General features: G+C 72.3%; 21 protein-coding genes and 1 pseudogene. 10 read left to right on the top strand and 12 right to left on the bottom strand.

All coding sequences use genetic code 11. From position 1 onward, the window contains the following. The first annotated feature begins 35 nt into the window (after positions 1–35). From ACZ68L_RS15920 to ACZ68L_RS15910, 3 genes are read left to right on the top strand one after another with little or no spacing between them, the layout of a single operon-like run. A complete protein-coding gene (locus tag ACZ68L_RS15920) occupies positions 36–530 on the top strand; it encodes an ArsI/CadI family heavy metal resistance metalloenzyme (protein WP_469577391.1) in 495 nt (164 codons plus the stop codon). Further along, complete coding sequence (locus ACZ68L_RS15915) at positions 506–691, top strand: hypothetical protein (protein WP_469577519.1); 186 nt, start codon at positions 506–508, stop codon at positions 689–691. Before ACZ68L_RS15920 ends, ACZ68L_RS15915 begins: the two co-directional genes overlap by 25 nt. A gap of 43 nt (positions 692–734) precedes the next feature. Continuing rightward, the gene (locus tag ACZ68L_RS15910; RefSeq protein ID WP_469577512.1) at positions 735–1,349 is read left to right on the top strand and encodes a flavin reductase family protein; all 615 of its coding nucleotides are present in this window, start codon (positions 735–737) and stop codon (positions 1,347–1,349) included. Between the two features lie 42 nt (positions 1,350–1,391). Here the strand turns inward: ACZ68L_RS15910 and ACZ68L_RS15905 are convergent, their stop codons facing one another. Further along, on the bottom strand, positions 1,392–2,735 hold the full coding sequence (locus tag ACZ68L_RS15905; protein WP_469577390.1) for an MFS transporter: 1,344 nt from the start codon (positions 2,733–2,735) through the stop codon (positions 1,392–1,394). Positions 2,736–2,906: 171 nt separating this feature from the next. Between ACZ68L_RS15905 and ACZ68L_RS15900 the strand changes: the two genes are divergently transcribed. Continuing rightward, positions 2,907–3,242: a hypothetical protein gene (locus tag ACZ68L_RS15900; protein ID WP_469577389.1), complete on the top strand. Its 336-nt coding sequence runs from the start codon at positions 2,907–2,909 to the stop codon at positions 3,240–3,242. On the opposite strand, the gene ACZ68L_RS15895 is transcribed toward ACZ68L_RS15900, so the two are convergent. Further along, a complete protein-coding gene (locus ACZ68L_RS15895; protein ID WP_469577388.1) occupies positions 3,190–3,609 on the bottom strand; it encodes a ribosomal maturation YjgA family protein in 420 nt (139 codons plus the stop codon). The two genes, ACZ68L_RS15900 and ACZ68L_RS15895, sit on opposite strands and share 53 nt — an antisense overlap. A gap of 82 nt (positions 3,610–3,691) precedes the next feature. Continuing rightward, positions 3,692–4,924, bottom strand: coding sequence for an MFS transporter (locus ACZ68L_RS15890; protein ID WP_469577511.1), 1,233 nt, complete (start codon positions 4,922–4,924; stop codon positions 3,692–3,694). A 174-nt stretch (positions 4,925–5,098) separates the two neighbouring features. Between ACZ68L_RS15890 and ACZ68L_RS15885 the strand changes: the two genes are divergently transcribed. The 3 genes from ACZ68L_RS15885 (at position 5,099) to ACZ68L_RS15875 (ending at position 6,839) form a co-directional block, all read left to right on the top strand. After that, positions 5,099–6,082 (top strand): GlxA family transcriptional regulator, encoded by a 984-nt coding sequence (locus tag ACZ68L_RS15885; protein WP_469577387.1) that lies wholly within the window; start codon positions 5,099–5,101, stop codon positions 6,080–6,082. Between the two features lie 276 nt (positions 6,083–6,358). After that, complete coding sequence (locus tag ACZ68L_RS15880) at positions 6,359–6,610, top strand: DUF6400 family protein (RefSeq protein ID WP_469577386.1); 252 nt, start codon at positions 6,359–6,361, stop codon at positions 6,608–6,610. Then, positions 6,594–6,839, top strand: a complete 246-nt coding sequence (locus ACZ68L_RS15875; RefSeq protein WP_469577385.1) for a hypothetical protein — start codon at positions 6,594–6,596, stop codon at positions 6,837–6,839. The genes ACZ68L_RS15880 and ACZ68L_RS15875 overlap by 17 nt, the downstream gene beginning before the upstream one ends. A 384-nt stretch (positions 6,840–7,223) precedes the next feature. Here the strand turns inward: ACZ68L_RS15875 and ACZ68L_RS15870 are convergent, their stop codons facing one another. Continuing rightward, positions 7,224–8,237, bottom strand: a complete 1,014-nt coding sequence (locus ACZ68L_RS15870; protein ID WP_469577384.1) for a LacI family DNA-binding transcriptional regulator — start codon at positions 8,235–8,237, stop codon at positions 7,224–7,226. Positions 8,238–8,486: 249 nt separating this feature from the next. Between ACZ68L_RS15870 and ACZ68L_RS15865 the strand changes: the two genes are divergently transcribed. After that, positions 8,487–10,259 (top strand): amidohydrolase, encoded by a 1,773-nt coding sequence (locus ACZ68L_RS15865; RefSeq protein ID WP_469577509.1) that lies wholly within the window; start codon positions 8,487–8,489, stop codon positions 10,257–10,259. 309 nt (positions 10,260–10,568) lie between these two features. On the opposite strand, the gene ACZ68L_RS15860 is transcribed toward ACZ68L_RS15865, so the two are convergent. The 3 genes and pseudogenes from ACZ68L_RS15860 to ACZ68L_RS15850 form a co-directional block, all read right to left on the bottom strand. Next, positions 10,569–11,618, bottom strand: a complete 1,050-nt coding sequence (locus ACZ68L_RS15860; protein WP_469577383.1) for a Zn-dependent alcohol dehydrogenase — start codon at positions 11,616–11,618, stop codon at positions 10,569–10,571. Continuing rightward, positions 11,615–11,737: pseudogene (locus tag ACZ68L_RS15855) on the bottom strand (acyl-CoA dehydrogenase family protein); the annotation flags it as partial. The gene ACZ68L_RS15860 and the pseudogene ACZ68L_RS15855, both read right to left, overlap by 4 nt. A 173-nt stretch (positions 11,738–11,910) precedes the next feature. Then, positions 11,911–12,825, bottom strand: a complete 915-nt coding sequence (locus ACZ68L_RS15850; protein WP_469577382.1) for an SDR family oxidoreductase — start codon at positions 12,823–12,825, stop codon at positions 11,911–11,913. An 84-nt stretch (positions 12,826–12,909) separates the two neighbouring features. On the opposite strand from ACZ68L_RS15850, the gene ACZ68L_RS15845 reads away from it, so the two are divergent. Further along, positions 12,910–13,836, top strand: a complete 927-nt coding sequence (locus ACZ68L_RS15845) for a cyclase family protein (protein ID WP_469577381.1) — start codon at positions 12,910–12,912, stop codon at positions 13,834–13,836. A gap of 72 nt (positions 13,837–13,908) precedes the next feature. Here the strand turns inward: ACZ68L_RS15845 and ACZ68L_RS15840 are convergent, their stop codons facing one another. The 4 genes from ACZ68L_RS15840 to ACZ68L_RS15825 form a co-directional block, all read right to left on the bottom strand. Next, positions 13,909–14,481 (bottom strand): ATP-binding protein, encoded by a 573-nt coding sequence (locus ACZ68L_RS15840; RefSeq protein WP_469577380.1) that lies wholly within the window; start codon positions 14,479–14,481, stop codon positions 13,909–13,911. Positions 14,482–14,977: 496 nt separating this feature from the next. Further along, a complete protein-coding gene (locus tag ACZ68L_RS15835) occupies positions 14,978–15,931 on the bottom strand; it encodes an acyl-CoA dehydrogenase family protein (protein ID WP_469577379.1) in 954 nt (317 codons plus the stop codon). 8 nt (positions 15,932–15,939) lie between these two features. Further along, positions 15,940–17,094, bottom strand: coding sequence for an acyl-CoA dehydrogenase (locus tag ACZ68L_RS15830; protein WP_469577378.1), 1,155 nt, complete (start codon positions 17,092–17,094; stop codon positions 15,940–15,942). 7 nt (positions 17,095–17,101) lie between these two features. Beyond that, positions 17,102–18,301, bottom strand: coding sequence for an amidohydrolase family protein (locus ACZ68L_RS15825; protein WP_376212843.1), 1,200 nt, complete (start codon positions 18,299–18,301; stop codon positions 17,102–17,104). A gap of 189 nt (positions 18,302–18,490) precedes the next feature. Here ACZ68L_RS15825 and ACZ68L_RS15820 point away from each other — a divergent pair, with 189 nt between their 5' ends. Beyond that, a complete protein-coding gene (locus ACZ68L_RS15820; protein WP_469577377.1) occupies positions 18,491–20,035 on the top strand; it encodes a class I adenylate-forming enzyme family protein in 1,545 nt (514 codons plus the stop codon). Between the two features lie 289 nt (positions 20,036–20,324). Here the strand turns inward: ACZ68L_RS15820 and ACZ68L_RS15815 are convergent, their stop codons facing one another. After that, on the bottom strand, positions 20,325–20,846 hold the full coding sequence (locus ACZ68L_RS15815) for an EF-hand domain-containing protein (RefSeq protein ID WP_469577376.1): 522 nt from the start codon (positions 20,844–20,846) through the stop codon (positions 20,325–20,327). Positions 20,847–20,868 lie beyond the last annotated feature (22 nt).

Below are 20,868 nucleotides of genomic sequence, written 5' to 3'. Positions count from 1 at the left end.
ACAGATATCAATGCAACGTGATCGGGGAGACCTCCATGTCCCGTGTCCAGCTCGCTCTCAACGTCGCCGACCTCGAAGCGTCGGTCACCTTCTACTCCAAGCTGTTCGGCGTGGAGCCCGCCAAGCGGCGCCCCGGCTACGCGAACTTCGCCATCACCACGCCGCCGCTCAAGCTCGTCCTGATCGAGGGCGAGCCGGGACAGGCCACCCGCCTGGACCACCTCGGCGTCGAGGTGGCCACCACCGAGGAGGTCACCGCCGCCGCCACCCGCCTCACGGACGCGGGGCTCGCGACGTTCGAGGAGAACGACACGTCCTGCTGCTATGCGCTTCAGGACAAGGTGTGGGTGCACGGGCCCGGCAAGGAGCCGTGGGAGGTCTACGTCGTCAAGGCGGATGCCGACCGGATGGGCAAGAGCGCAGCTCTGGACGGCGATCGCTGCTGCGTCGCCGAGTCCGGCCGTGAGGAGGCCGACGCACCCGCGGCCGAGGAGCACGGTTGCGGATGCGGATCCGGATGCGGCAGCTGACCCGCTTCGCGCGGCAGCGCCGGACCGGTGGGGCCCGATCGGACCGGCCGATCCCCGCCCAGGACGGAACCGCCCTCCTGGACGACGGCGTCCGACACGGCCTCGACACCTCGGCCGACCGGGTCCACCCGACGGCAGAGCTCACGGGGGTTCCCATCTGACGTGCCGTCAGTTTCAATGGGAAGCGTGATGGGACACGCAGGCATGGCCGCCACCGCCGTCCGGTACCTCAGGTCCGTCGGCGCCTCCACCAGCGCGGGGCCGGCGCCGGTCGATCCGCTGCCGCGCCCGGATCTCCGGGCCGTCGCCGACGATGAGCGCATGCCGCTCGACCCGGCCGAATTCCGGCGCGTACTGGGTCACTTCGCGAGCGGAGTCACCATCGTCACGGCTCACGACCCGGACGACACGGCGGGACCGGCGGGCTTCGCCTGCCAGTCGTTCGCGTCGCTCTCCCTCGACCCGCCGCTGGTCACCTTCATGGTCGCCCGTACGTCGACGACCTGGCCGCGCATCGCCCGCGCCGGGGCCTTCTGTGTCAACATCCTGGGCGCGGACCAGGGTGCACTGTGCCGGAGCTTCGCGGTGAGCGGGGCCGACAAGTTCGCGGGGGTGGCGTACGAGGCGGCTCCCGCGACCGGGTCGCCGCTGCTGGACTCCGTACCGGCCTGGATCGACTGCCGTATCCAAGCCGTCCACACCGGGGGCGACCATCTGATCGTGGTCGGCCGGGTGGAGGCGCTGGGGGCGGCGGACGGGGACGGTCCGCTGTTGTTCCACCGGGGGATGTTCGGGCGGTTCGGGCCACTGGGCGGGTGAGCGGGCGCGAACTCGCGGCCCGGCCGGGAGCGCGGGGCGCCGTCAGCCGAGTCCCGCGGCGACGCCCGAGGGCTCCCGGACCCGCCGGATCACCAGCGCCATCAGCGCCGCCGTCGCGCACAGCGCACCCGACGCGTACCAGACCACGTCGTAGGAGCCGAACGCGTCGCGCGCCACACCGCCCAGGAACGCCACCAGCGCCGCGCCCACCTGGTGGGAGGCCAGGACCCAGCCGAAGACGATGGCGCTGTCCTCGCCGTACTGCTCGCGGCACAGGGCCAGCGTCGGCGGGACGGTGGCGACCCAGTCCAGACCGTAGAAGACGATGAAGAACACCATCGGCGGATGCACCGTCGGTGCCATCAGCATCGGCAGGAAGAGCAGCGAGACGCCGCGCAGCGCGTAGTAGACGGCGAGGAGCCGGCGGGCGTCGAAGCGGTCGGTGAGCCAGCCGGAGAAGACCGTGCCGATGATGTCGAAGACCCCGATGACGGCGAGCAGCGAGGCCGCAGCCGTGATGGGCATGCCGTGGTCGTGGGCCGACGGCACGAAGTGGGTCCGTATCAGGCCGTTGGTCGAGGCGCCGCAGATCGCGAACGTGCCCGCGAGCAGCCAGAACGGGCCGGTGCGGGCGGCGTCGGCCAGTACGCGTACGGTCCGCCTCGCCGCACCGCGCGCGGGTGCGGGCTTTTCCACGTAGGTGCCGCCGTACGGGGCGAGGCCCACATCGGCCGGGTGGTCACGCAGCAGGAGCCAGACGAACGGGACGACGACCAGCGCGGCGAGCGCCACCGTCACCGAGGCCGGGCGCCAGCCGTGCTCCGCGACGATCCAGGCGCACAGGGGCAGGAAGACCAGTTGCCCGGAGGCGCCCGCCGCCGTGAGGATGCCGGTGACCAGGCCGCGCCGGGCGACGAACCAGCGGTTGGTGACCGTGGCCGAGAAGGCCAGCGCCATCGAGCCGGTGCCGAGGCCGACGAGCAGCCCCCAATAGATCATCAGCTGCCAGGAGGCCGTCATCCAGACACTGGCCAGCGCCCCGGCCGCCACCGCGCCGAGCGCGACGACGACGACCCGGCGGATGCCGAACCGGTCCATCAGCGCGGCGGCGAACGGCGCGGTGAGCCCGTACAGCGCCATGTCGAGGGAGACCGCGAGTCCGATCTCGCCGCGCGACCAGCCGAATTCCGTGTGGAGCGGGTCGATGAGGAGGCCGGGCAGGGAGTTGAACGCGGCGCCGCCGATGATCGTCACGAAAGTGACGACGGCGACGAGCCAGGCGCGGTGAACGCGCAGGCGGGAGCGCCGGCCGGGGGCTGCGGGGGTGGCCTGCCGGTCGTCGTCCCGGGCGGCGCTTTCGGTTGTCTGGGTCACGTCACTCAGCATCCGGTGCACGTCATGGTGCGGACGAGTGGCCGGAAGGACACCATTCGAAGGGATCGGGCCAACGGGGATCGACGTCTTCCGGCCCGCCAGGTGCCCGTATGCGCGTACGATCACCTGTCGTTCGGCGGCTCGTGCGCCGCGCCTTCGCCGCCTACCGAACTGGGGGAGCTCATGCAGTGGGCAGCACGCCAGCGGTTCCACCACCGCTCCACACTGATGCAGGCCTGGGGAGCCGTGCTGCTGGTCGTCGCCTGCGTCCTGTGGATCTGGCTGGGCTTCCTGCTCGCGGAACCGCAGGACGTGTTCTGCTACCGCATTTCGCAGTGCGGGGCGGTCACCGAGGTGCCGAAGCAGCTCACCATCCTGGGGATCTCCGCCCTCCTGTCCGTCCTCGGCGCGGCGCTGCTCGTCGCGGGCAGTGTGCGCAGGCAGGCCAGCGCCCATGTCTTCGAGATCATCGAGATGCAGAAGTCCGAGGAGCGCGAGCGGGCGAAGCAGCAGCGATAGCCGCGGCCACCACCGCCCAGGCGAACCCCGCCCCCACCGCGTACCAGAACAGATCCGGGGCGTTGAAGGTCGAGCCGAGCACCAGCCGCGCCACCGCGCTGTGGCGGGAGAGCTCCGCGGGCACCCCGGTCAGCTGCAGCAGCTCGACCGAGCAGCTGAGCAGGAGGGCCGCTCCGGCCATGACGACCGGCCGGGCACGGGGCGCGGCCACGGCGACCAGGAAGCAGATCAGCACGGTGTAGAGCGCGTCCCCGGCGTACTTGGCGACGTCGCCGTCCGCGAACGCCCTGACGCCGAGCCCGGCGACGACGGTCAGCACCGCGGCCCCGGCCGCGACCGCGCGTGCCCGTGGAGCCGTACCCGTCACCCGGGGCACCGCCCCGCGACCGCGCGTGCCCGTGGAGCCGTCCGTGCCACCCGGGGCACCGTCCCCTCCGATCCGCCCCCGCTCACCCGATCCGCTCCAGCCGCCGGATCGGCCGGGCCACCAGCAGTACCGCCACGACCACCATGTTGATGACCGCTCCGGCCAGCAGCACCTCCGGAGCGCCCACCCGGTCCGCGACCGGCCCCGCCAGCGCCCGGCCCGCCGCCAGCATCAGCAGGGAGCCCGCCACGTCGTACGCGTGCAGACGATTCAGCGCCTCGGGCGGCACATGGGTCTGGACCGTCGTCGACCACATCACCAGCCAGAACGCGAACGCCGCGCCGGCCACGAACTGCCCCGCCCCGAGCGCGACCACCGGCATCCCCAGGCCGAGCACCACCAGGTTCACGCAGACCGCGGTCAGCGCGACGGCTCCGGCCGCGAGCGGGCGGCGCGGTCGCAGGCGCAGGGCGAACAGCCCGCCGACGACGCTGCCCGCGCCGTTCACCGCCATCATCACGCCGTACATCCCCGAGCCGTGCGCCTCGGTGACCTGCACCGCGGTCAGCGGCAGCATCGGGCCGAGCACCGCGAAGCCGTACACCGTCCAGATCGCGATCACTCCCCACAGCCAGCTTCGGGCCCGGAACTCCCGCCACCCGTCGGCCAGTTCGGCGACGAATGTACCCCGGTGCACCTCGTCCGCCGGGGCCGGGGCGAGCCGCAGCAGGAAGAGGCAGAGACCGGAGACCAGGAACGTCGACGCGTTCGCCGCGTAGACCGCGCCGGCGCTGGCGAACCCGACGAGCATGCCCGCGAAGGCCGGTCCCGCCATGGTCATGAGCGCCTCGGAGACCCGGAGCACCGCGTTGGCGCGCTGCACGTCCGAGGCGACCCGGGGCACGGTCGAGGCGACGCCCGGCTGGAAGAGGGCGGCGCCCACACCCGCCACCGCGCTGAGCGCGTACACCGCCCACAACGGCGGGTTGCCGACAGCGAAGGAGACCGCCAGCACGGAGGCCCCGACCAGTCGCAGCGCATCGGCGATGATCATCATCCGGCGCGGGGTGAACCGGTCCGCCAGTACGCCACCGAACAGCACGAAGAGCGCCAGCGGTCCCATCCAGGCCGCCAGCGCGAACCCCACCGACGAGTGCGGCCGGCCGGCCCCCAGCAGGCCCGCGGTGAGCGCCACCGGGATCATGCCGTCACCGAAGAGCGCGGCGGTACGGGCAACGAAGAAGAGCCGGAAGTTACGGTTCCAGAGCTCGGCGGGCCGGATGTCGCCCAGGCCCGCACCAAGGCCCTTGCTCAGGTCCGCGCCAAGACTGTCGCCCAGCGGCTCCCCACCCGAAGAACGGGGCGAAAGGGGCGACGGGCTCTCGCTGCGCACGGCGGGAATGTGCGGGTGCTCTGCTGACTTTTCCTTCACGGCAGTGACATGTATCAGTTGAAGGTCTATACCACTAGGGGTGAAGGGAGTCCGCCAATGCCGCACCGAATCGCCGTCCTGGCCCTCGACGGGCTACTTCCCTTCGAACTGGGCATCCCACAAAGGATTTTCGGTCGATCGCTCGGTTCCGAGCCGCGCAACAAGGGCCGCGAACTCTATGAAGTCGTGACCTGTTCCATCCGCCCGCCGGGCCCGGTCCGCACCGACGCGGACTTCACGATCACCGTCGAACGCGGCCCGGAGACGCTGGCCACCGCCGACACGGTCGTGATCCCCGCCAGTTACGAACTCGGCCCCGTCTACACGGAGGGCAGGCTCACCGACGAACTCGCCGCCGCGCTCGCACACATCAGGCCGGGTACCCGGATGGTCTCCATCTGCACGGGCAGCTATGTGCTGGCCGCCGCGGGATATCTCGACGGCCGCCCCGCCACCACCCACTGGTCTCACGCCGACCACTTCCAGCGGCTCTTCCCCGAGGTCCGGGTCGACCCGGACGTCCTGTTCATCGACGACGGGGACGTGCTGACCTCCGCCGGGGTCGCCGCCGGCATCGACCTCTGCCTGCACATCGTGCGCCGCGACCACGGGACCGCCGTCGCCAATGACGTCGCCCGCCGCACGGTCGTACCCCCGCACCGGGACGGCGGGCAGGCCCAGTACATCCAGCGCCCCGTGCCCGAGGCGCAGTTCGCGACCACCACCTCGGCACGGGCCTGGGCGCTCGGCCGGCTGGAGCGCCCGATCCTGCTGCGCGACATGGCGCAGCAGGAGTCGATGAGCGTACGGACGTTCACCCGCCGGTTCCGGGAGGAGGTCGGGGTCAGCCCCGTGCAGTGGCTGACCCGGCAGCGGGTCGAGCGGGCCCGGCAGCTGCTGGAGTCGACGGATCTGTCGATCGACCAGGTGGCCAGGGACGCGGGCTTCGGGACGCCCACGTCCCTGCGGCAGCATCTGCAGGCGGCGCTGGGAGTGTCCCCCACGGTGTACCGGCGCACATTCCGGGCAGGGAGGACCTGACGGGGCTGCTCCACCCGTTCCCCCTCCGCATCATTCGGATCACCCCGCCCGACACCCTGGACGGCTGCATGACGTACATCACAGTGCCGCCCATGGGCCGCGTCCACCGTCGGGGCGCCGGCGCCGGCAACGACCCACCCCTGCCGACCGATCCGAGGGCCCCTCCCCCGGAGGCCGGGGGCCGCCTCGCCCCAGAGCGACTTAGGTCACCCTTCCCCGTGACCGCTTCCGCCTGATAGGCATGGGAAGTTCCACCGGCACATCGGAAGTTTCGCCATGAAAAAGGGAAATCCAGACAGCCTCATACCCTTCACAATCGATCTGACGTTCGAGGAAGCTCGGCGCCGGGTCGAGGTCGTGGCCGCGCTCGGGCCCGACTGGGACCCGATCGCCGCCCTCCAGGGCGAGGACGAGGCCTACGCGCTCCTCTACTCGGGCCTGGACGCCGAACAGCAGCGCACCTACGACCTGCTGGTGACGGCCGGCGTCCTGCCGGACAGGGGGCCGGGCCGTGCGACTGCCCATTGATCCGCAGGCGGACGTGGCCCGCCGCGCCTGGATGCCCTGCCCCGTCTGCGACGACGCCCGTCACTGCGAGAACTGCGCCGACCTCCGCAACTGCCGTGAGCATTGGCGCTATCTGATATCCAACAACGGGCCGGTCGTTCACCTCCAGTGCCCGCAGTGCACCCACATGTGGTCCGTGAACACGCGGCCCGACGTCACCCGGCGCGACAGCAGCACCCTCGACGACTGACCGACGGCAACGCCGCCGGGCGCGGTGCCGGGGTAGGCAGCCCCCCGTCAGGATCCGGACAACAGGGCCTGGCGGAGACCACGGGATGCGCCGAGTCCGGGGAGACGCGTCCGGGCAGACCTTCGCAGGGCGCCCAGTGCTGTGACCGGAAGGGTTCACCGCACTGGAACACCGGCACCCCGCGCGCCACCCGGCCGTGGGCGCCCGCGATCCGGGCCCCCTGGATGGCGTCGAGCCCGTCTCGCACGCGCGCACGGCCGGGCCGCTTGAGCACCTTCGTCTCCCGGCCGTCCCCGCCCGTCTCGCACGCGCGCACGGCCGGGCCCGTGGAGCGGGACGCGGCACTCCGGACCGGCTTCGGTCGGGTGCGGGCCGCCCGCCGGATCACGGTGGCCCTTGTCGGCCGGGCCGGGTGCGGCGGCATGAGGAGCCACGGGGGAGCAGGACCGCCGGAACGGTCAGGGCGCCGGGCGGCGGCGGGGCGGTGGGAGACAGGCGGGAGACCAGGGCCGTCACCGCGGTCTCGGCGATCGTCGTGGGGCGCAGGGTCACGGTGCTCACCGGTGGATCGTTCTCGGCGTAGGCCGGGTCCTCACTGGCGCAGACGAGCAGGAGGTCGTCGGGGATCCGCAGGCCGTGGCGGGCCGCCGCAGCCAGAACCTGACGGCCGCCGGGGTCGTAGACCGTGTAGACCGCGTCGCAGGCGCGGGCGGCGAAGACCGCGTCGAAGGCGTGCCCCGGGGTGTCGTACGGGTCGCAGGTGAGGAACAGCGGCTTGTGGCCGTGCTCGTGGCACCACTGCTCGTACGCGCGGGTCACGGCCCGGGTGTAGTGCTCGTCGCCGTACCCGGCGTGCAGGGCGATCCGCCGGGCGCCCGAGGCCGCCAGGTGGCCGAGGACCTCACGGGTGGTGGCGGTGTGGTCGTTGTCGACCCAGACGTCCCCGGGCCTCGGATCGACGGGCCGGCCGTCGAAGACGAGCGGGATGCCTCGGGCGCGCAGGGCACGCAGCACCGGGTCGCCCGCGGGGCTGTCGAGGAGCAGCATGCCGTCCACGGTGAGGGTGTGCCACAGCGTATCGGCACCGCGGGTGGTGGGGAGGATGGTCAGGGCGTAGCCGTGGCCGTGCGCGGTGGCGATGGCGGCGGTCAGGAGCCGGGCGAAGTACGGGACTTCGAGGAAGTTCCAGGCCGATCCGGCGTAGGTCGTGACGGCCACGCCCAGGGTCCCCCCGGTCCGTGGAGTCCGCCGGGCGCCGTAGCCGAGCGCGGTGGCCACCTCGCGGACCCGGCGGCGCGTGGCGTCGGCGAGCCGACCGGTTCCGTTGAGAGCGTGCGAGACGGTGGCGGTGGAGACCTCCGCGGCGCGGGCGACATCGGCGAGCGTGGGCCCTGACATGGCGCCATCGTATGGATCGCGGTGCGGATTCCGTCGTACGGGGTGGGTTCTGGTTACGGCGTTAATCAATGAGGGTCCGGCCACGGTAAACGCAGCCCAACCCTTGGAGTAGTCGTGACTTCTTCTTTCGCCCGGCGCAGCGTGCTCGCCGCGGGTGCGGCCGGACTGGTGGGTGCGGCGGCTGGCCCCGCGTCCGCCGCGCAGCGGGGTGCCGCGCAGCGGGGTGCCGCGCACCGCGGTTCCGCGGCCATGGTCATCCACAACGCACGGGTGTTCACCGGGCTGCCCGGCGCCCGCCCCGTCGAGGCCGTGGCCGTCGGGCGCGACGGCCGGATTCTCGCCACCGGCCGGAATCGCGAACTGCGCCGCCTCGCCGGACGGGACACCGAGATCGTCGATGCGCGCGGGGCCACCGTGATGAGCGGCATCCACGACGGCCATGTGCACCCGCTCGGCGCGGGCGAGCGTTCACTGCGCCCCTCCCTGGAGGGCGCCGAGACGACCGCCGAGCAACTCCTCGCGATCCTCACGGGTTTCCTCAAGGACACGCCCGGCCAGGAGCCCGACGGCTGGCTGGTGGTCTCGGACTGGAACCCGGTCGGGCTGCTGCCGCAGGGCACCCTGCCCCACCACTCCCTGCTCGACACCCTCCCCACCCGCCGCCCGATCGCCCTGCTCGGGGGCGACGGCCACAACGCCTGGGTCAACGCCCGCGCCCTTCAGATCGCGGGCATCACCGCGGCGACCCCCGATCCGGTGGGCGGGAAGATCGTGAAGGGGCCGGACGGGAAGCCCAGCGGGGTGCTCAAGGACGACGCCCAGGACCTGGTGACCCGCCACATCCCGGAGCCGAGCGAGGCCGAACTGGTCGCCGCCTGCTCCCGGGTCCTCGCCCAGGTGGCGGCCTCCGGGGTGACCACGATGATGGACGCGGCCGTCGGACGGGGTGAGTTGACGACGTATCAGGCCCTGGCGAGAGCGGGGAAGCTGCCGCAGCGGATCGTCCCCGCGATCAAGATCGACACGGACCTGGCGAAGGACCCGGTGGCGGCGCTCGCCTACGCGCGCGGGCTGCAGCGCGCGTTCCGGGACGTACCTGGGCTGCGGTTCGGGACGAGCAAGGTGTTCCTCGACGGGGTGATCGAGTACCCGGCGCAGACCGCGGCGCTCCTGGAGCCCTATCTGGACGGCTCCGGACACCCGACGGACAACCGGGGTGAGCTGTATGTCTCCGGACAGGACTACGGGCGACTGAGCGCGGCCTTCAACCGGGCCGGCTGGCAGATGCACGCCCACGGGCTCGGCGACCGCGCGGTGCGCACGGCACTCGACGGATACGCGTACGCCCGGCGCACGACCGGGCTGCGCGACACCCGGAACGCCATCGCACACCTCCAGCTGGTGGACCCGGCGGATCTGGGGCGGTTCGCCGCGCTGGACGTGGTGGCCTGCATGCAGCTCCAGTGGGCGGAACAGGACACGTGGACGATGGACGCCCTCCTGCCGTACATCGGGCCCGAGCGGCACCGGTGGATGTACCCCGCCCGCTCCCTGGAGCGGCACGGGGCCCGGCTCTCGGGCGGCTCGGACTGGCCGGTGGACCCGCTCCAGGTGTGGAACCAGGTCCGTACGGCGATCGACCGCACGGGCGCGGAGGGCGACGGGCCGCTCTACCGGGAGCTGGAGGGGCTGAGCCGTACGTCGGCGCTGCGCATGCACACGCACGGGACGGCATGGCAGCTGCGCATGGACCATCTGACGGGAACGGTCCGGCGCGGTCTGGCCGCGGATCTGATCGTTCTCGACCGTGATGTGGCGCGATGCCCGGTGGCGGACATCAGCGACACCCGTGTCGAACTGACCCTGGTGGGTGGCCGGGTCGTCCACGACGCGCGCACCTCGGCGGGCCGGGCCGCGGCCGCGCGACTCGACCGGGCCGCCACCGCGCCCCGCCCGTCGGCATACGCGGCGGTGCACGGCGGACGACACAACGCCTGCGGCTGCGGCGGCGACCGGCCGTAGCGGTCCTCGGCTCCGCGCCCCTGCCCGGCGAACGGCGCCCGTTCGGGTCACGCCCCACACGGAACGCCGTCCGGCAGGGGCCGCCGCACCAGCCACTCACTCTCCGCTGCCCCCACGGCACGGCCCGGCGGTGTCTCACCGCCGGGCCGGTGGCGCGCCGAAACTCCGCCCCCACGGCCCCACCCGGCCGGCCACCCGCACCCCTTGACACCGGCCATCCGGCGCCCAATGCACGACGTTGCCCCTGATGCTGTGACCGGAAAGGTTCACCGGCTCGCGACGCCCGGCGAACCTTTCCGGCCACAGCCCTCAGAACACCAGCACGCCGCGCGCCACCCGGCCGTGGTGGGCGTCGTCCGCCGCCTTGGCGAAGTCCTCCACCGGGTAGGTCTCGGTGACGAGTTCGTCCAGCAGCAGCCTGCCCTCCCGGTACAGGTCCGCGTAGAGCGCGACGTCCCGCTGCGGGCGCGAGGAGCCGTACCGGCAGCCCAGGATGGACTTGTCCAGGAACAACGACGAGACCAGGAACGACGCCTCGGCCGTCGCCGCGGGGACGCCCAGCAGGACCGCCTGACCGTGCCGGTCCAGCAGGTCGATCGCGGTACGGATCAGCTCCGTACGGCCCACGCACTCGAAAACGTGGTCGGCGCCGCTCGGCAGGATCTCCCGCACAGCCTCCGCCGACGTCAGGAAGTGCGTCGCGCCGAACTGCCGCGCCATCGCCTCCTTCGCCGGGTTGGCGTCGACGGCGACGATCGTCAGAGCGCCCGCGATCCGGGCCCCCTGGATGACGTTGAGCCCGATGCCGCCGGTGCCGATGACCACGACGGTGTCGCCCCGGTCGACCTTCGCCCGGTTCAGTACGGCTCCGACTCCCGTCACCACCCCGCAGCCGATCAGCGCGGCCGAGGTGAGCGGCAGATCGGTGGGGATCTTCACCGCCTGCACGGCCTTGACCAGGGTCCGTTCGGCGAAGGCCGAGTTGGACGCGAACTGGTACAACGGCTTTCCGCGCCGCGAGAACGGCTGCCCCGGCATCCCGATCGCCTTGCGGCACATCGTCGGCCGGCCCCGGTCGCACTGCCCGCACGCCCCGCAGCTGGCCAGCGTGGACAGCGACACGTGGTCGCCGGGCACCACATGGCCGACGCCCGCGCCGACCGCCGCCACCACGCCCGCGCCCTCGTGCCCGAGCACCACCGGCGACGGGAACGGGATCGTCCCGTCGATCACCGACAGATCGCTGTGGCACAGCCCGGCCGCGGCCACCGCCACCAGCACCTCGCCGGGGCCCGGATCGCGTATCTCCAGATCGTCGACGACCTCGGTCCGCTTGCCGTCGAAGACGACGCCTCTCATCTCGGCTCCCTCGGTAGGCCGAGCACCCGCTCGGCGATGATGTTCCGCTGGATCTCGTCCGAGCCGCCGCAGATGGTGTCGGACCGGGTGAACAGGAACAGGCGCTGTGCCTCGTCGAGCCGACGAGAGGGTTCTCGCCGGTGCTTGCCGCTCCGGGCGGGGGCAGCCGCGCGGGCGTGCTCCCCGGCCCGGACGACCCGCCGGGCGAGGCGCGCGTACCGGCCGCCGTGGCCGGTGCCGGCCGGGACCGAGCCCGTCACCGCGCCCGAGCCCCCGCCCCACGAGCGCCCCGTCACGCGTTCGGTCGCGCCTTCGCCGCCGCCGCCGCGGCCATCTCCTCCAGCTGGGCCAGCATCGGCATCGGGTCCGTGCCCACCGTCCCCGGCAGGAAGTCGGCGATCCGTTCCGGGGTCCAGGCCCCGTCCGCGTACCCCGCCCGCAGTTCCCTCGGCTGGGCCCAGACCGCGATCTTCGGGCCGGCGATCGTGTACACCTGGCCGGTGATCCTCTCCTTGCGGGCCCGTTCGCTGAGCAGGTAGACGACGAGCGCCGCCACGTCCTCCGGCTCGCCGATCTCCTTGAGCTCCATGGGCACGTTGGCGGACATCCGGGTGCGGGCGACCGGGGCGACGGCGTTCGCCGTGACGCCGTACTTGTGCAGGCCGAGCGCCGCGCTCCGCACCAGCGAGATGATCCCGCCCTTCGCGGCGCTGTAGTTGGCCTGGGCGACGCTGCCCTGGTGGTTGCCGCTGGTGAAGCCGATCAGCGTGCCGCCGCCCTCCTGCTTGCGCATCACCGCCGACGCGGCCCTGAAGACGGTGAAGGTGCCCTTGAGATGGGTGGCGACCACCGGATCCCACTCCTCCTCGGACATGTTGAACAGCATCCGTTCCCGCAGGATGCCGGCCACGCACACGACCCCGTCGATCCGCCCGTACCGCGCGAGCGCCGTGTCCACGATCCGCTGCCCGCCCGCCATCGTGGAGATGTCGTCGGCGACGGCCACCGCCTCGCCGCCCGCCGCCCCGATCTCCTTGACGACGGACTCGGCTATCTCGCTGCTCGGCTCACCGCCCTCGATGGAGACGCCGTAGTCGTTGACGACGACTCTCGCCCCCTCGGCCGCCGCCGCGAGCGCGACCGCCCTCCCGATGCCGCGTCCGGCACCCGTCACGGCCACCACTCTGCCTGCCAAGAAGTTCCCCATGCCCGGCCCCTTCCCGCGGTTTCTGACGGACCGTTAGATTTTATGGGCCATCGGGTTCACGAACACAAGCCCCAGGAGGTACCCATGTCACTGCCGGCCGAGTTCCACGACATCGCCAAGCGGGTCAACAACTGGGGGCGCTGGGGGGCCGACGACGAGATCGGCACGCTCAACCTGATCACCGACGCCGTCGTGCGGGAGGCCGCCGCCACCGTCCGCGCCGGGCTGCGCGTCCCGCTGGCGCTCCCCCTCCAGCAGGACGGCGTCCAGAGCGGATTGATCCCCGGGCGGATCAATCCGCTGCACACCATGGTCCAGATCAACCAGGAGCTCTTCGGGCCCGGCACCGTCGCGACCAGCGACGACACGGCGGTCCTGAGCCTGCAGACGGCCACCCACTGGGACGCCCTCACCCACGCCTCGCACTCGGGGAGGATCTACAACGGCCGCCCGGCCGACACGATCACCGCGCACGGCGGCGCGCGGTTCAGCGGGATCGACAAGGCGCCGCACATCGTCTCGCGCGGGGTGCTGCTCGACGTGGCCCGCGCACACGGCGTGGACCGGCTGCCCGGGGACCACGCCGTCACCCCCGAGGACCTGGACGCGGCCGAGGAACTGGCGGGGGTCCGGGTCCGGGCCGGCGACATCGTGCTCGTACGGACGGGGCAGGTGCGGGTGTACCTGGCGGGCGACAAGCACGCGTACGGCTATCCGTCGCCCGGCCTCTCGATCCGGACGCCCGAGTGGTTCCGTGCGCGCGATGTGGCGGCGGTGGCCAATGACACCCTGACCTTCGAGATCTTCCCGCCCGAGATCGAGGACCTGTGGCTGGGTGTGCACGCGCTGGACCTGGTCGAGATGGGCATGCCGCAGGGCCAGAACTGGAACCTGGAAGGGCTGTCCACAGCCTGTGCGGAAGAGAGGCGGTACGACTTCCTGCTCTCCGCGATGCCGGAGCCGTTCGTCGGCGCCACGGGCACCCCGGTCGCCCCGGTCGCCCTCCTGTGAAGGGGTACGGACCGGCGCCGGATCACGGCCCGGACCAACTGCTTTAACCTTTGTGCACGATTGCTTTAACCTTTATGCACGATGAGTGACGGCGCGCGAGGGCTCGTACGCCTCACGGTCCGCGTCATCCGCGCCCGGCGCGCCATGCACCCCTTGCGCTCCATGGACCCCTTGCACGCCAAGGGCCCCTTGGCTGCCGGGGACCCCCGTGGCGCCCGGGTGCACCGGCACCGCCCGGACCGGCGGGACGTCCCGGTCGATCTCGCACCAGATGCGCTTCCCCGCGCCCTCCGGCTGCCAGCCCCAGCGGTCGGCGAGGCCGTCGACGAGCTCCAGGCCCCGGCCGCCGGTGTCCTCACCCCGTGCGTGGCGCTGCTGCGGCGGGCGGCAGCTGGTGTCGGCCACCTCGACCCGTACGGTCCCGGCCGCGCCCGTCGAGCCGAACAGCATGCGCAGCACGGCCGGACAGCCGGTGTGCACCACCGCGTTGGTGACCAGCTCCGAGATCAGCAGGATGAGCGTCTCGGCCAGCGGCTCGTCGTCCCTTATCCCGGATCCGACCAGTCTCGACCGCGCCCACCTGCGGGCCCGCCCGACCTCCGCGGGATCCGGCCCGACCTCCAGCTGAACCTGAAGCACCTGCACCGCTCACACCATCCAGACCGGCGGACACATCGCCTCGCGCCTCCTCAGGGTCACGGAACGTGATTCCCTTACGAGACAGCATGGTTGACGTACAGTCACCGCAACAAGCGCTTCGGGCATATTCCAGCGTGAAGGAGTACGCGTGGTGCATACTGTGCGACGCACGTTGCGGGGAGTCGAACAGAGGCGCAGCGAGGCCGTGGGAGCCGTCTCCCGAGCAGGCCCGGCGCTTCTGCGCGGAATGCGAGCTGGGCACCTCTTCCGGACCGGAGTCGCCGCACCGGCAACACCCGGATCGCCCGGTTCCAGAACCTCTCGCATCCCACGGAGCGTACCCGAGCCCGGCGCCGACTCCACCCCGTGACGAATCACGCAAAGGACACAAGCCGACATCGGCCCCGACCGACTGCACTGCGTAACTCCGCAGCGTGAGGCTCAGACGTCGGCCTGTCACGTACGACCACGCGTCCGAAGCCTGCACGGAACCCGTCCGGCTTCAGCACAGGTCCGCCGCAAGCGCTTCCTCTGCCGCCGCCGCCGCGATCCACTGCCCGGACCGCAGCCACGCCCGCTTGAGGTGCAGATGAACGTCCGCCTCCCAGGTGAAGCCCATGCCGCCGTACACCTGGAGGCACTCCCGCGCGTTGCGGACCGCCGCCTCGTCGGCGAGCAGTTTGGCGCCCGCGATCTCGGCCCGGTCCTCGGTGAGGGCCGCGGCGTAGACGGCGGCGCGGGCCAGTTCGGCGCGGACCAGCATCCCGGCGCACAGATGTTTGACCGCCTGGAAGGACCCGATCGGCGAACCGAACTGTTCACGTTCACCGGCGTGTTGGACGGCCATCTCGGTGGTGCGCGAGGCGCTGCCGAGTTGTTCGGCGGCGGCGAGCAGGGCGCCCTCCTCGCGCAGCCGCTCCCCGCCGGGCAGGGGCTCCCCCGGCCCGGCCGGTCCGGTGACCCGCCACAGGGGCGTGAACGGGTCGAGCGACCGCACGGGCCGGGCGGACTCCCGTATCCGTGCGACGTCCCGCGCCGTCGCGCCGGTCAGCGCCCGCGCCTCCCCCGGCCCCAGCACCAGCAGTCCGTCCGCGTCCCCCAGGTGTCCCACCGGCTGCCCCGCGTCCAGCACGGCGACCACCGCACCGCCCTCCGCCGCCCCCTTCACCGCGCCCGCGGCGAGGTGGGTGGCGATCAGTGGTCCCGGCAGCAGCGAGCGCCCCACCTCCTCGAAGAGGAGGACCGATTCGGGCAGCCCGAGCCCGACACCGCCCTGCGCCTCCGGCAGCCGCAGCGCGAAGAAGCCGGACTCGCCGAGCTCCCGCCACAGCGCCCGGTCGACGCCCGTACCGCCGTCGAGAGCCGCCCGCATCCGGTCCCTGCCGAAGCGCCCGGCCAGAATTTCCCGTATCCCCGCCCCGAGGGCCCGCTGGTCGTCCGAGAGCTGGAAGTCCATGAGTGGCGTCAGCGCCCCTTCGGCAGGCCGAGGATCCGCTCGGCGACGATGTTCCGCTGAATCTGCGAGGTGCCCGCGGCGATGGTGTACGAGAGCGAGGAGAGCCGGTCCAGGACCCACTCCCGGTCCAGGTCCCCGCTGTCCGCGCCGAGCACCTCGGCGGCCGCCTCGTACAGCTCCTGGCGGGCGTGCGAGTAGCGCAGCTTGAAGACCGATCCGCCGGTACCGGGGACGCCCCCGGTGCGCTGGGCCTCACCGACGTTCCACTGGGTGAGCCGCCACAGCGCCCGGAATTCGGCGTTCAGCCTGCCCAGCCTGCGGCGCAGCACCGGGTCGTCCCAGCGCCCGTTCGTCCGTGCCTCGGCGGCCAGGGCGTCCAGCGTGCGGCGGCAGGCGACGACCTCGCCGACGAACGCCGTACCGCGCTCGAAGGAGAGCGTGACCATGGTGACGCGCCAGCCGTCGTTCTCCGCGCCGACGCGGTGCGAGACCGGCACCCGCACCTCGTCGAGGAACATCTCGGCGAACTCGGTGGACCCGGCGAGGGTGCGCAGCGGGCGGACGGTGACGCCGGGCGCGTCCATCTCCATCGCGAGCCAGCTGATGCCGCGGTGCTTGGGCGCCGCGAGGTCCGTCCGCACCAGCAGTTCGCACCAGTCGGCGACCTCCGCGTGCGAGGTCCAGATCTTGCTTCCGCTCACCACGTAGTGGTCGCCGTCGCGCACCGCCCGGGTCCGCAGCGAGGCGAGGTCCGAGCCCGCGTCGGGCTCGCTGAACCCCTGGCACCAGATCTCGTCGCCGCGCAGCACCGGCGGCAGCCAGCGCGCCCGCTGTCCGGCGGTGCCCTCGGCCGCGATCGTCGGCCCGGCGTGCAGCAGCCCGACGAAGTTGGCGCCGACGTACGGGGCGCCGGCCTTCTCCGTCTCCTCCAGGAAGATCAGGTGCTGGGTCGGGGTGGCGCCCCGCCCGCCCGCGTCGACTGCCCAGTGCAGGCCCGCGTAGCCCGCGTCGTACAGCATCCGCTGCCAGGCGGTGTCGTACGCGCGCCGCCCCGCCCAGTCGTCCGGGCCGGGCTTCGCGGGCAGGGTGGGCAGCACGGACGCCAGCCACTCGCGCAGCCGCGCCCGGAACTCCTCCTCGGCCTCCGTGTACGCGAGGTCCATCGCGCGCCTACTTGTCCCGGTCCAGGTCCAGACCGAGCATCCGAATCGCGTTTCCGCGCATCAGTTTGTAGACGGTCTCGTCGTCCAGTCCCTTGACGTGGTCGAGGGCGACCTCCTTCGTGTGCGGGAAGGTCGAGTCGACGTGCGGGTAGTCGGTCTCGAAGGTGGCGTTGTCCCGTCCGACGACGTCGAGCGAGGCGACCCCGTGCTTGTCGCGGAAGAAGCAGCAGAACATCTGCCGGTAGTAGTACGTGGACGGCGGCTCGGGGATCAGGTCGCGCACCCCGCCCCAGGCCCGGTGCTCCTCCCAGACGTCGTCGGCACGCTCCAGGGCGTACGGGATCCAGCCCATCTGGCCCTCGCTGTAGGCGAGCTTGAGCCGGGGGAACCTCACCAGGACGCCGCTGAACAGGAAGTCCATCATCGAAGCCATGGCGTTGTTGAAGGAGAGGCTGGCCTGGACGGCGGGCGGGGCGTCGGGGGAGGCCGCGGGCATCTGGGAACTGGACCCGATGTGCATGTTGACGACCGTGCCGGTCTCCTGGCAGGCCGCGAAGAACGGATCCCAGTAGCCGGTGTGGATCGACGGCAGGCCGAGGTACGTGGGGATCTCGGAGAAGGTCACCGCACGCACCCCGCGCGCCGCGTTCCGCCTGATCTCCGCCACCGCGAGGTCGATGTCCCAGAGCGGGATGATGCAGAGCGGGATGAGCCGGCCGCCGCTGTCGCCGCACCACTCCTCCACCATCCAGTCGTTGTAGGCGCGCACGCAGGCGAGGGCGACCTCCTTGTCGTGGGCCTCGGCGAACGTCTGGCCGCAGAAGCGCGGGAAGGTGGGGAAGCAGAGGCTCGCCTCGACGTGGTTGAGGTCCATGTCCTTGAGGCGCTCGGCCGGGTCCCAGCAGCCGGGCCGCATCTCGGCCCGGGTGATCCCCTCCAGTGTCATGTCGTCGCGGTCGAAGCCGACGGCGGCGATGTTCCGCTTGTACGGGAACTTCAGGTCCTCGTAGATCCACCAGTCGGTGGGCGGCCCGTCCGGGTCCATCGTGATGACGTACTTGCCCCCGGTGTACGCCAGCTCGCCGATGCCCGCGGTGAGCGGCTGCGGGCCGCGCTCGCGGTATTTGGCGGGCAGCCAGGTCGAGAAGAGGTGCGGCGGCTCGATCACATGGTCGTCGACGCTGACGATCCGAGGCAGTTCCGTCATGGTGTCCCCTTCGGCGCACGCTTGAGGTCTTCCGGCCGTGGTTCCGACGGGCCGTACTCACAGTTCATTTCTGATGGTCCGTCAGATTTGCTTCGAACTCAGGCTAGCTCCGCACCCCTGGACCGACAAGGCGCAGCGCTCTACGCTCTGCGCACGATCTGACTATCCGTCAGCTGTGAGGGGTTCGCCGTGAACGAGACCGCACACGCGCTGAGCGCATCGGGCACCTTCTGGGAGCTCGTCGAACGCCGGGCCGCCCTGACGCCGGACCGCCCGTTCCTGATCCAGGACGACCGCACCCTCACCTTCGGTGAGCTGCGCGCCCGCGGCGAACGGGTCGCGGCCGGGCTGTGGGGCATGGGCGTGCGCCCCGGCGGGGTCGTCGCCTGGCAGCTGCCGACCCGCCTGGAGACGGTGCTGCTGTCCTTCGCACTGACCCGGATCGGGGCCGTGCAGTCGCCCGTCATCCCGTTCTACCGGGACCGCGAGGCGGGGTTCGCGCTGCGCGAGTCGAAGGCCGGCTTCTTCGCCGTACCCGGCACCTGGCGCGGCTTCGACCACACGGCGATGGCGCACCGGCTGACGGCGGGGGCCGAGCACCCACCGCAGGTCTTCGAGGCGTACGCGTCGCTGCCGGACGGCGACCCGTCCGTGCTGCCTCCCTCGCCCTCCGACGGGACGGCGGTGCGCTGGATCTACTGGACCTCGGGCACCACCTCCGACCCGAAGGGCGTCCTGCACACCGACCGCAGCCTGATCGCGGGCGGCTCCTGCCTGGCCCACGCGCTGCGTCTGTCGGCGGACGACATCGGCTCGGTGGCCTTCCCGTTCGCCCATGTCGGCGGGCCGGACTACGCGGTGATGCTGCTGCTGTACGGCTTCCCGGCGGTCCTCTTCGAGCACTTCGCGATGCCGGACGCGCTGGAGGGCTACCGGCGCCACGGGGTGACGGTCGCGGGCGGGTCCACGGCGTTCTACTCGATGTTCCTGACCGAACAGCGCAAGGCCCCGGACCGGAAGCTGATCCCCACCCTGCGACTGCTGGCGGGCGGCGGGGCGCCGAAACCACCGGAGCTCTACCACGCGGTGGTGCGGGAGATGGGCGTCCAGCTCACCCACGGGTACGGCATGACCGAAGTGCCCATGATCACGATGGGCGCCCCCGACGACAGCGAGGAGCACCTCGCCGGGACGGAGGGGCGCCCGCCCGGGGGCATGGAGATACGCGTCACGGACGAGGGCGGCAAGCCGCTGCCGCACGGCACGGAAGGCGAGGTACGGCTCCGCGGGGAGGCCGTCTGCGAGGGATATCTGAGCCCGGAGGCGACGGCGGCGGCCTTCGACGCGGAGGGATTCCTGATCACCGGTGATGTCGGCCGGGTCGAGCCGAGCGGGCATCTGGTGCTCACCGGGCGCCTCAAGGACATCATCATCCGCAAGGGCGAGAACATCTCCGCCAAGGAGATAGAGGACCTGCTGCACCGGCACCCGGACGTCGGGGACGTGGCGGTGATCGGGCTGCCGGACCCGGAGCGCGGCGAACGCGTCTGCGCGGTCGTGGAACAGCCCGCGGGCGCCGCGCCGCTGACCCTGCCGGGGATCACCGGCCATCTACGGGCGGCGGGCCTCTCCGTGCACAAGCTGCCGGAACAGCTGGAGGTGGTGGCGGAGCTGCCGCGCAACGAGACGCTGCGGAAGGTGCTGAAGTACCGGCTGCGGGAGCGGTTCTCCTGACGGGAGGGGAGGGCGGGGTGTCGCCGCCCCCGGTCACCGGACGGGCCCGGTGCGGCGCGCGTCCCGGCGCGGCGTGCGTCCCGGCGCGGAGTGCGTCCCGGCGCGGAGTGCGTCCCGGCGCGGAGTGCGTCCCGGCGCGGAGTGCTCCGGCGGGGCGGACGCGGGGGACGGAACCCGTTCCGCCCGCCCCTCCCCGCGCGCCCCTCCCGCACAGCTCTCGGGCCGGTTGTCCCGTGCCCTCGGGCCGATGGGCCTCCCGGTGACGAGCGGAACGTGCCGGGGCGCGCTCCTACGCGTCCGGTTCGATCACGGTGAAGTAGGTGGCGAACGCCGCCACCACCCCGTCCTCGGTGATCCTGCCGTCCTGGTCCGCGTCCAGGCTCCGCGCCGCGAGACCCGCCGTCTCCGCGCTCGCGCCCAGCACCCGCAGGGCCCGCTCCACACCGGGTACGGAGGCCGCGCCCGCGTCGTCCGGGTCCGCCACGGCGAGCGCCGCGCGCAGGAAGGGGCGGGCGATCTCCGCGAAGCGCTCCGGGTTGTCGCGCAGCCGCTTCACCGCCCCGCCCACGAATTCCTCCCGGGTGACGCGCTGGTCCCCGTCGACGTCGGCGATGCCCGCCATGCCCTGCCAGAGGGCCTCGGCCCCGGTGTAGAGCGCCTGACCCTTGTCGCAGCGGGCCGTCGTACCGAATTCGGTCAGCAGACGGGCCGCGGCGGCACTGAAATCCGCGCGATCGATGTATCCGTTGCCGTCCTGGTCGAAGGCGGCGAAGCGGAAGGCGATCTTGCGCTCATACTCTGCGCTGTCCATGCGGGGAGCGTACGACGCCGAC

Source organism: Streptomyces sp. NPDC104309, from assembly GCF_055584025.1.
This window is presented reverse-complemented; position numbering and strand designations above follow the sequence as displayed.

Bases quoted from the DNA above. Each gene is read 5' to 3' on its own strand.
- ACZ68L_RS15835 (WP_469577379.1), bottom strand. From the start codon at position 15,931: ATGGACTTCCAGCTCTCGGACGACCAGCGGGCCCTCGGGGCGGGGATA.
- ACZ68L_RS15915 (WP_469577519.1), top strand. From the start codon at position 506: ATGCGGATCCGGATGCGGCAGCTGACCCGCTTCGCGCGGCAGCGCCGG.
- ACZ68L_RS15920 (WP_469577391.1), top strand. From the start codon at position 36: ATGTCCCGTGTCCAGCTCGCTCTCAACGTCGCCGACCTCGAAGCGTCG.
- ACZ68L_RS15830 (WP_469577378.1), bottom strand. From the start codon at position 17,094: ATGGACCTCGCGTACACGGAGGCCGAGGAGGAGTTCCGGGCGCGGCTG.
- ACZ68L_RS15860 (WP_469577383.1), bottom strand. From the start codon at position 11,618: ATGAGAGGCGTCGTCTTCGACGGCAAGCGGACCGAGGTCGTCGACGAT.
- ACZ68L_RS15815 (WP_469577376.1), bottom strand. From the start codon at position 20,846: ATGGACAGCGCAGAGTATGAGCGCAAGATCGCCTTCCGCTTCGCCGCC.
- ACZ68L_RS15885 (WP_469577387.1), top strand. From the start codon at position 5,099: ATGCCGCACCGAATCGCCGTCCTGGCCCTCGACGGGCTACTTCCCTTC.
- ACZ68L_RS15870 (WP_469577384.1), bottom strand. From the start codon at position 8,237: ATGTCAGGGCCCACGCTCGCCGATGTCGCCCGCGCCGCGGAGGTCTCC.
- ACZ68L_RS15905 (WP_469577390.1), bottom strand. From the start codon at position 2,735: ATGCTGAGTGACGTGACCCAGACAACCGAAAGCGCCGCCCGGGACGAC.
- ACZ68L_RS15900 (WP_469577389.1), top strand. From the start codon at position 2,907: ATGCAGTGGGCAGCACGCCAGCGGTTCCACCACCGCTCCACACTGATG.
- ACZ68L_RS15825 (WP_376212843.1), bottom strand. From the start codon at position 18,301: ATGACGGAACTGCCTCGGATCGTCAGCGTCGACGACCATGTGATCGAG.
- ACZ68L_RS15845 (WP_469577381.1), top strand. From the start codon at position 12,910: ATGTCACTGCCGGCCGAGTTCCACGACATCGCCAAGCGGGTCAACAAC.
- ACZ68L_RS15880 (WP_469577386.1), top strand. From the start codon at position 6,359: ATGAAAAAGGGAAATCCAGACAGCCTCATACCCTTCACAATCGATCTG.
- ACZ68L_RS15850 (WP_469577382.1), bottom strand. From the start codon at position 12,825: ATGGGGAACTTCTTGGCAGGCAGAGTGGTGGCCGTGACGGGTGCCGGA.
- ACZ68L_RS15910 (WP_469577512.1), top strand. From the start codon at position 735: ATGGCCGCCACCGCCGTCCGGTACCTCAGGTCCGTCGGCGCCTCCACC.
- ACZ68L_RS15865 (WP_469577509.1), top strand. From the start codon at position 8,487: ATGGTCATCCACAACGCACGGGTGTTCACCGGGCTGCCCGGCGCCCGC.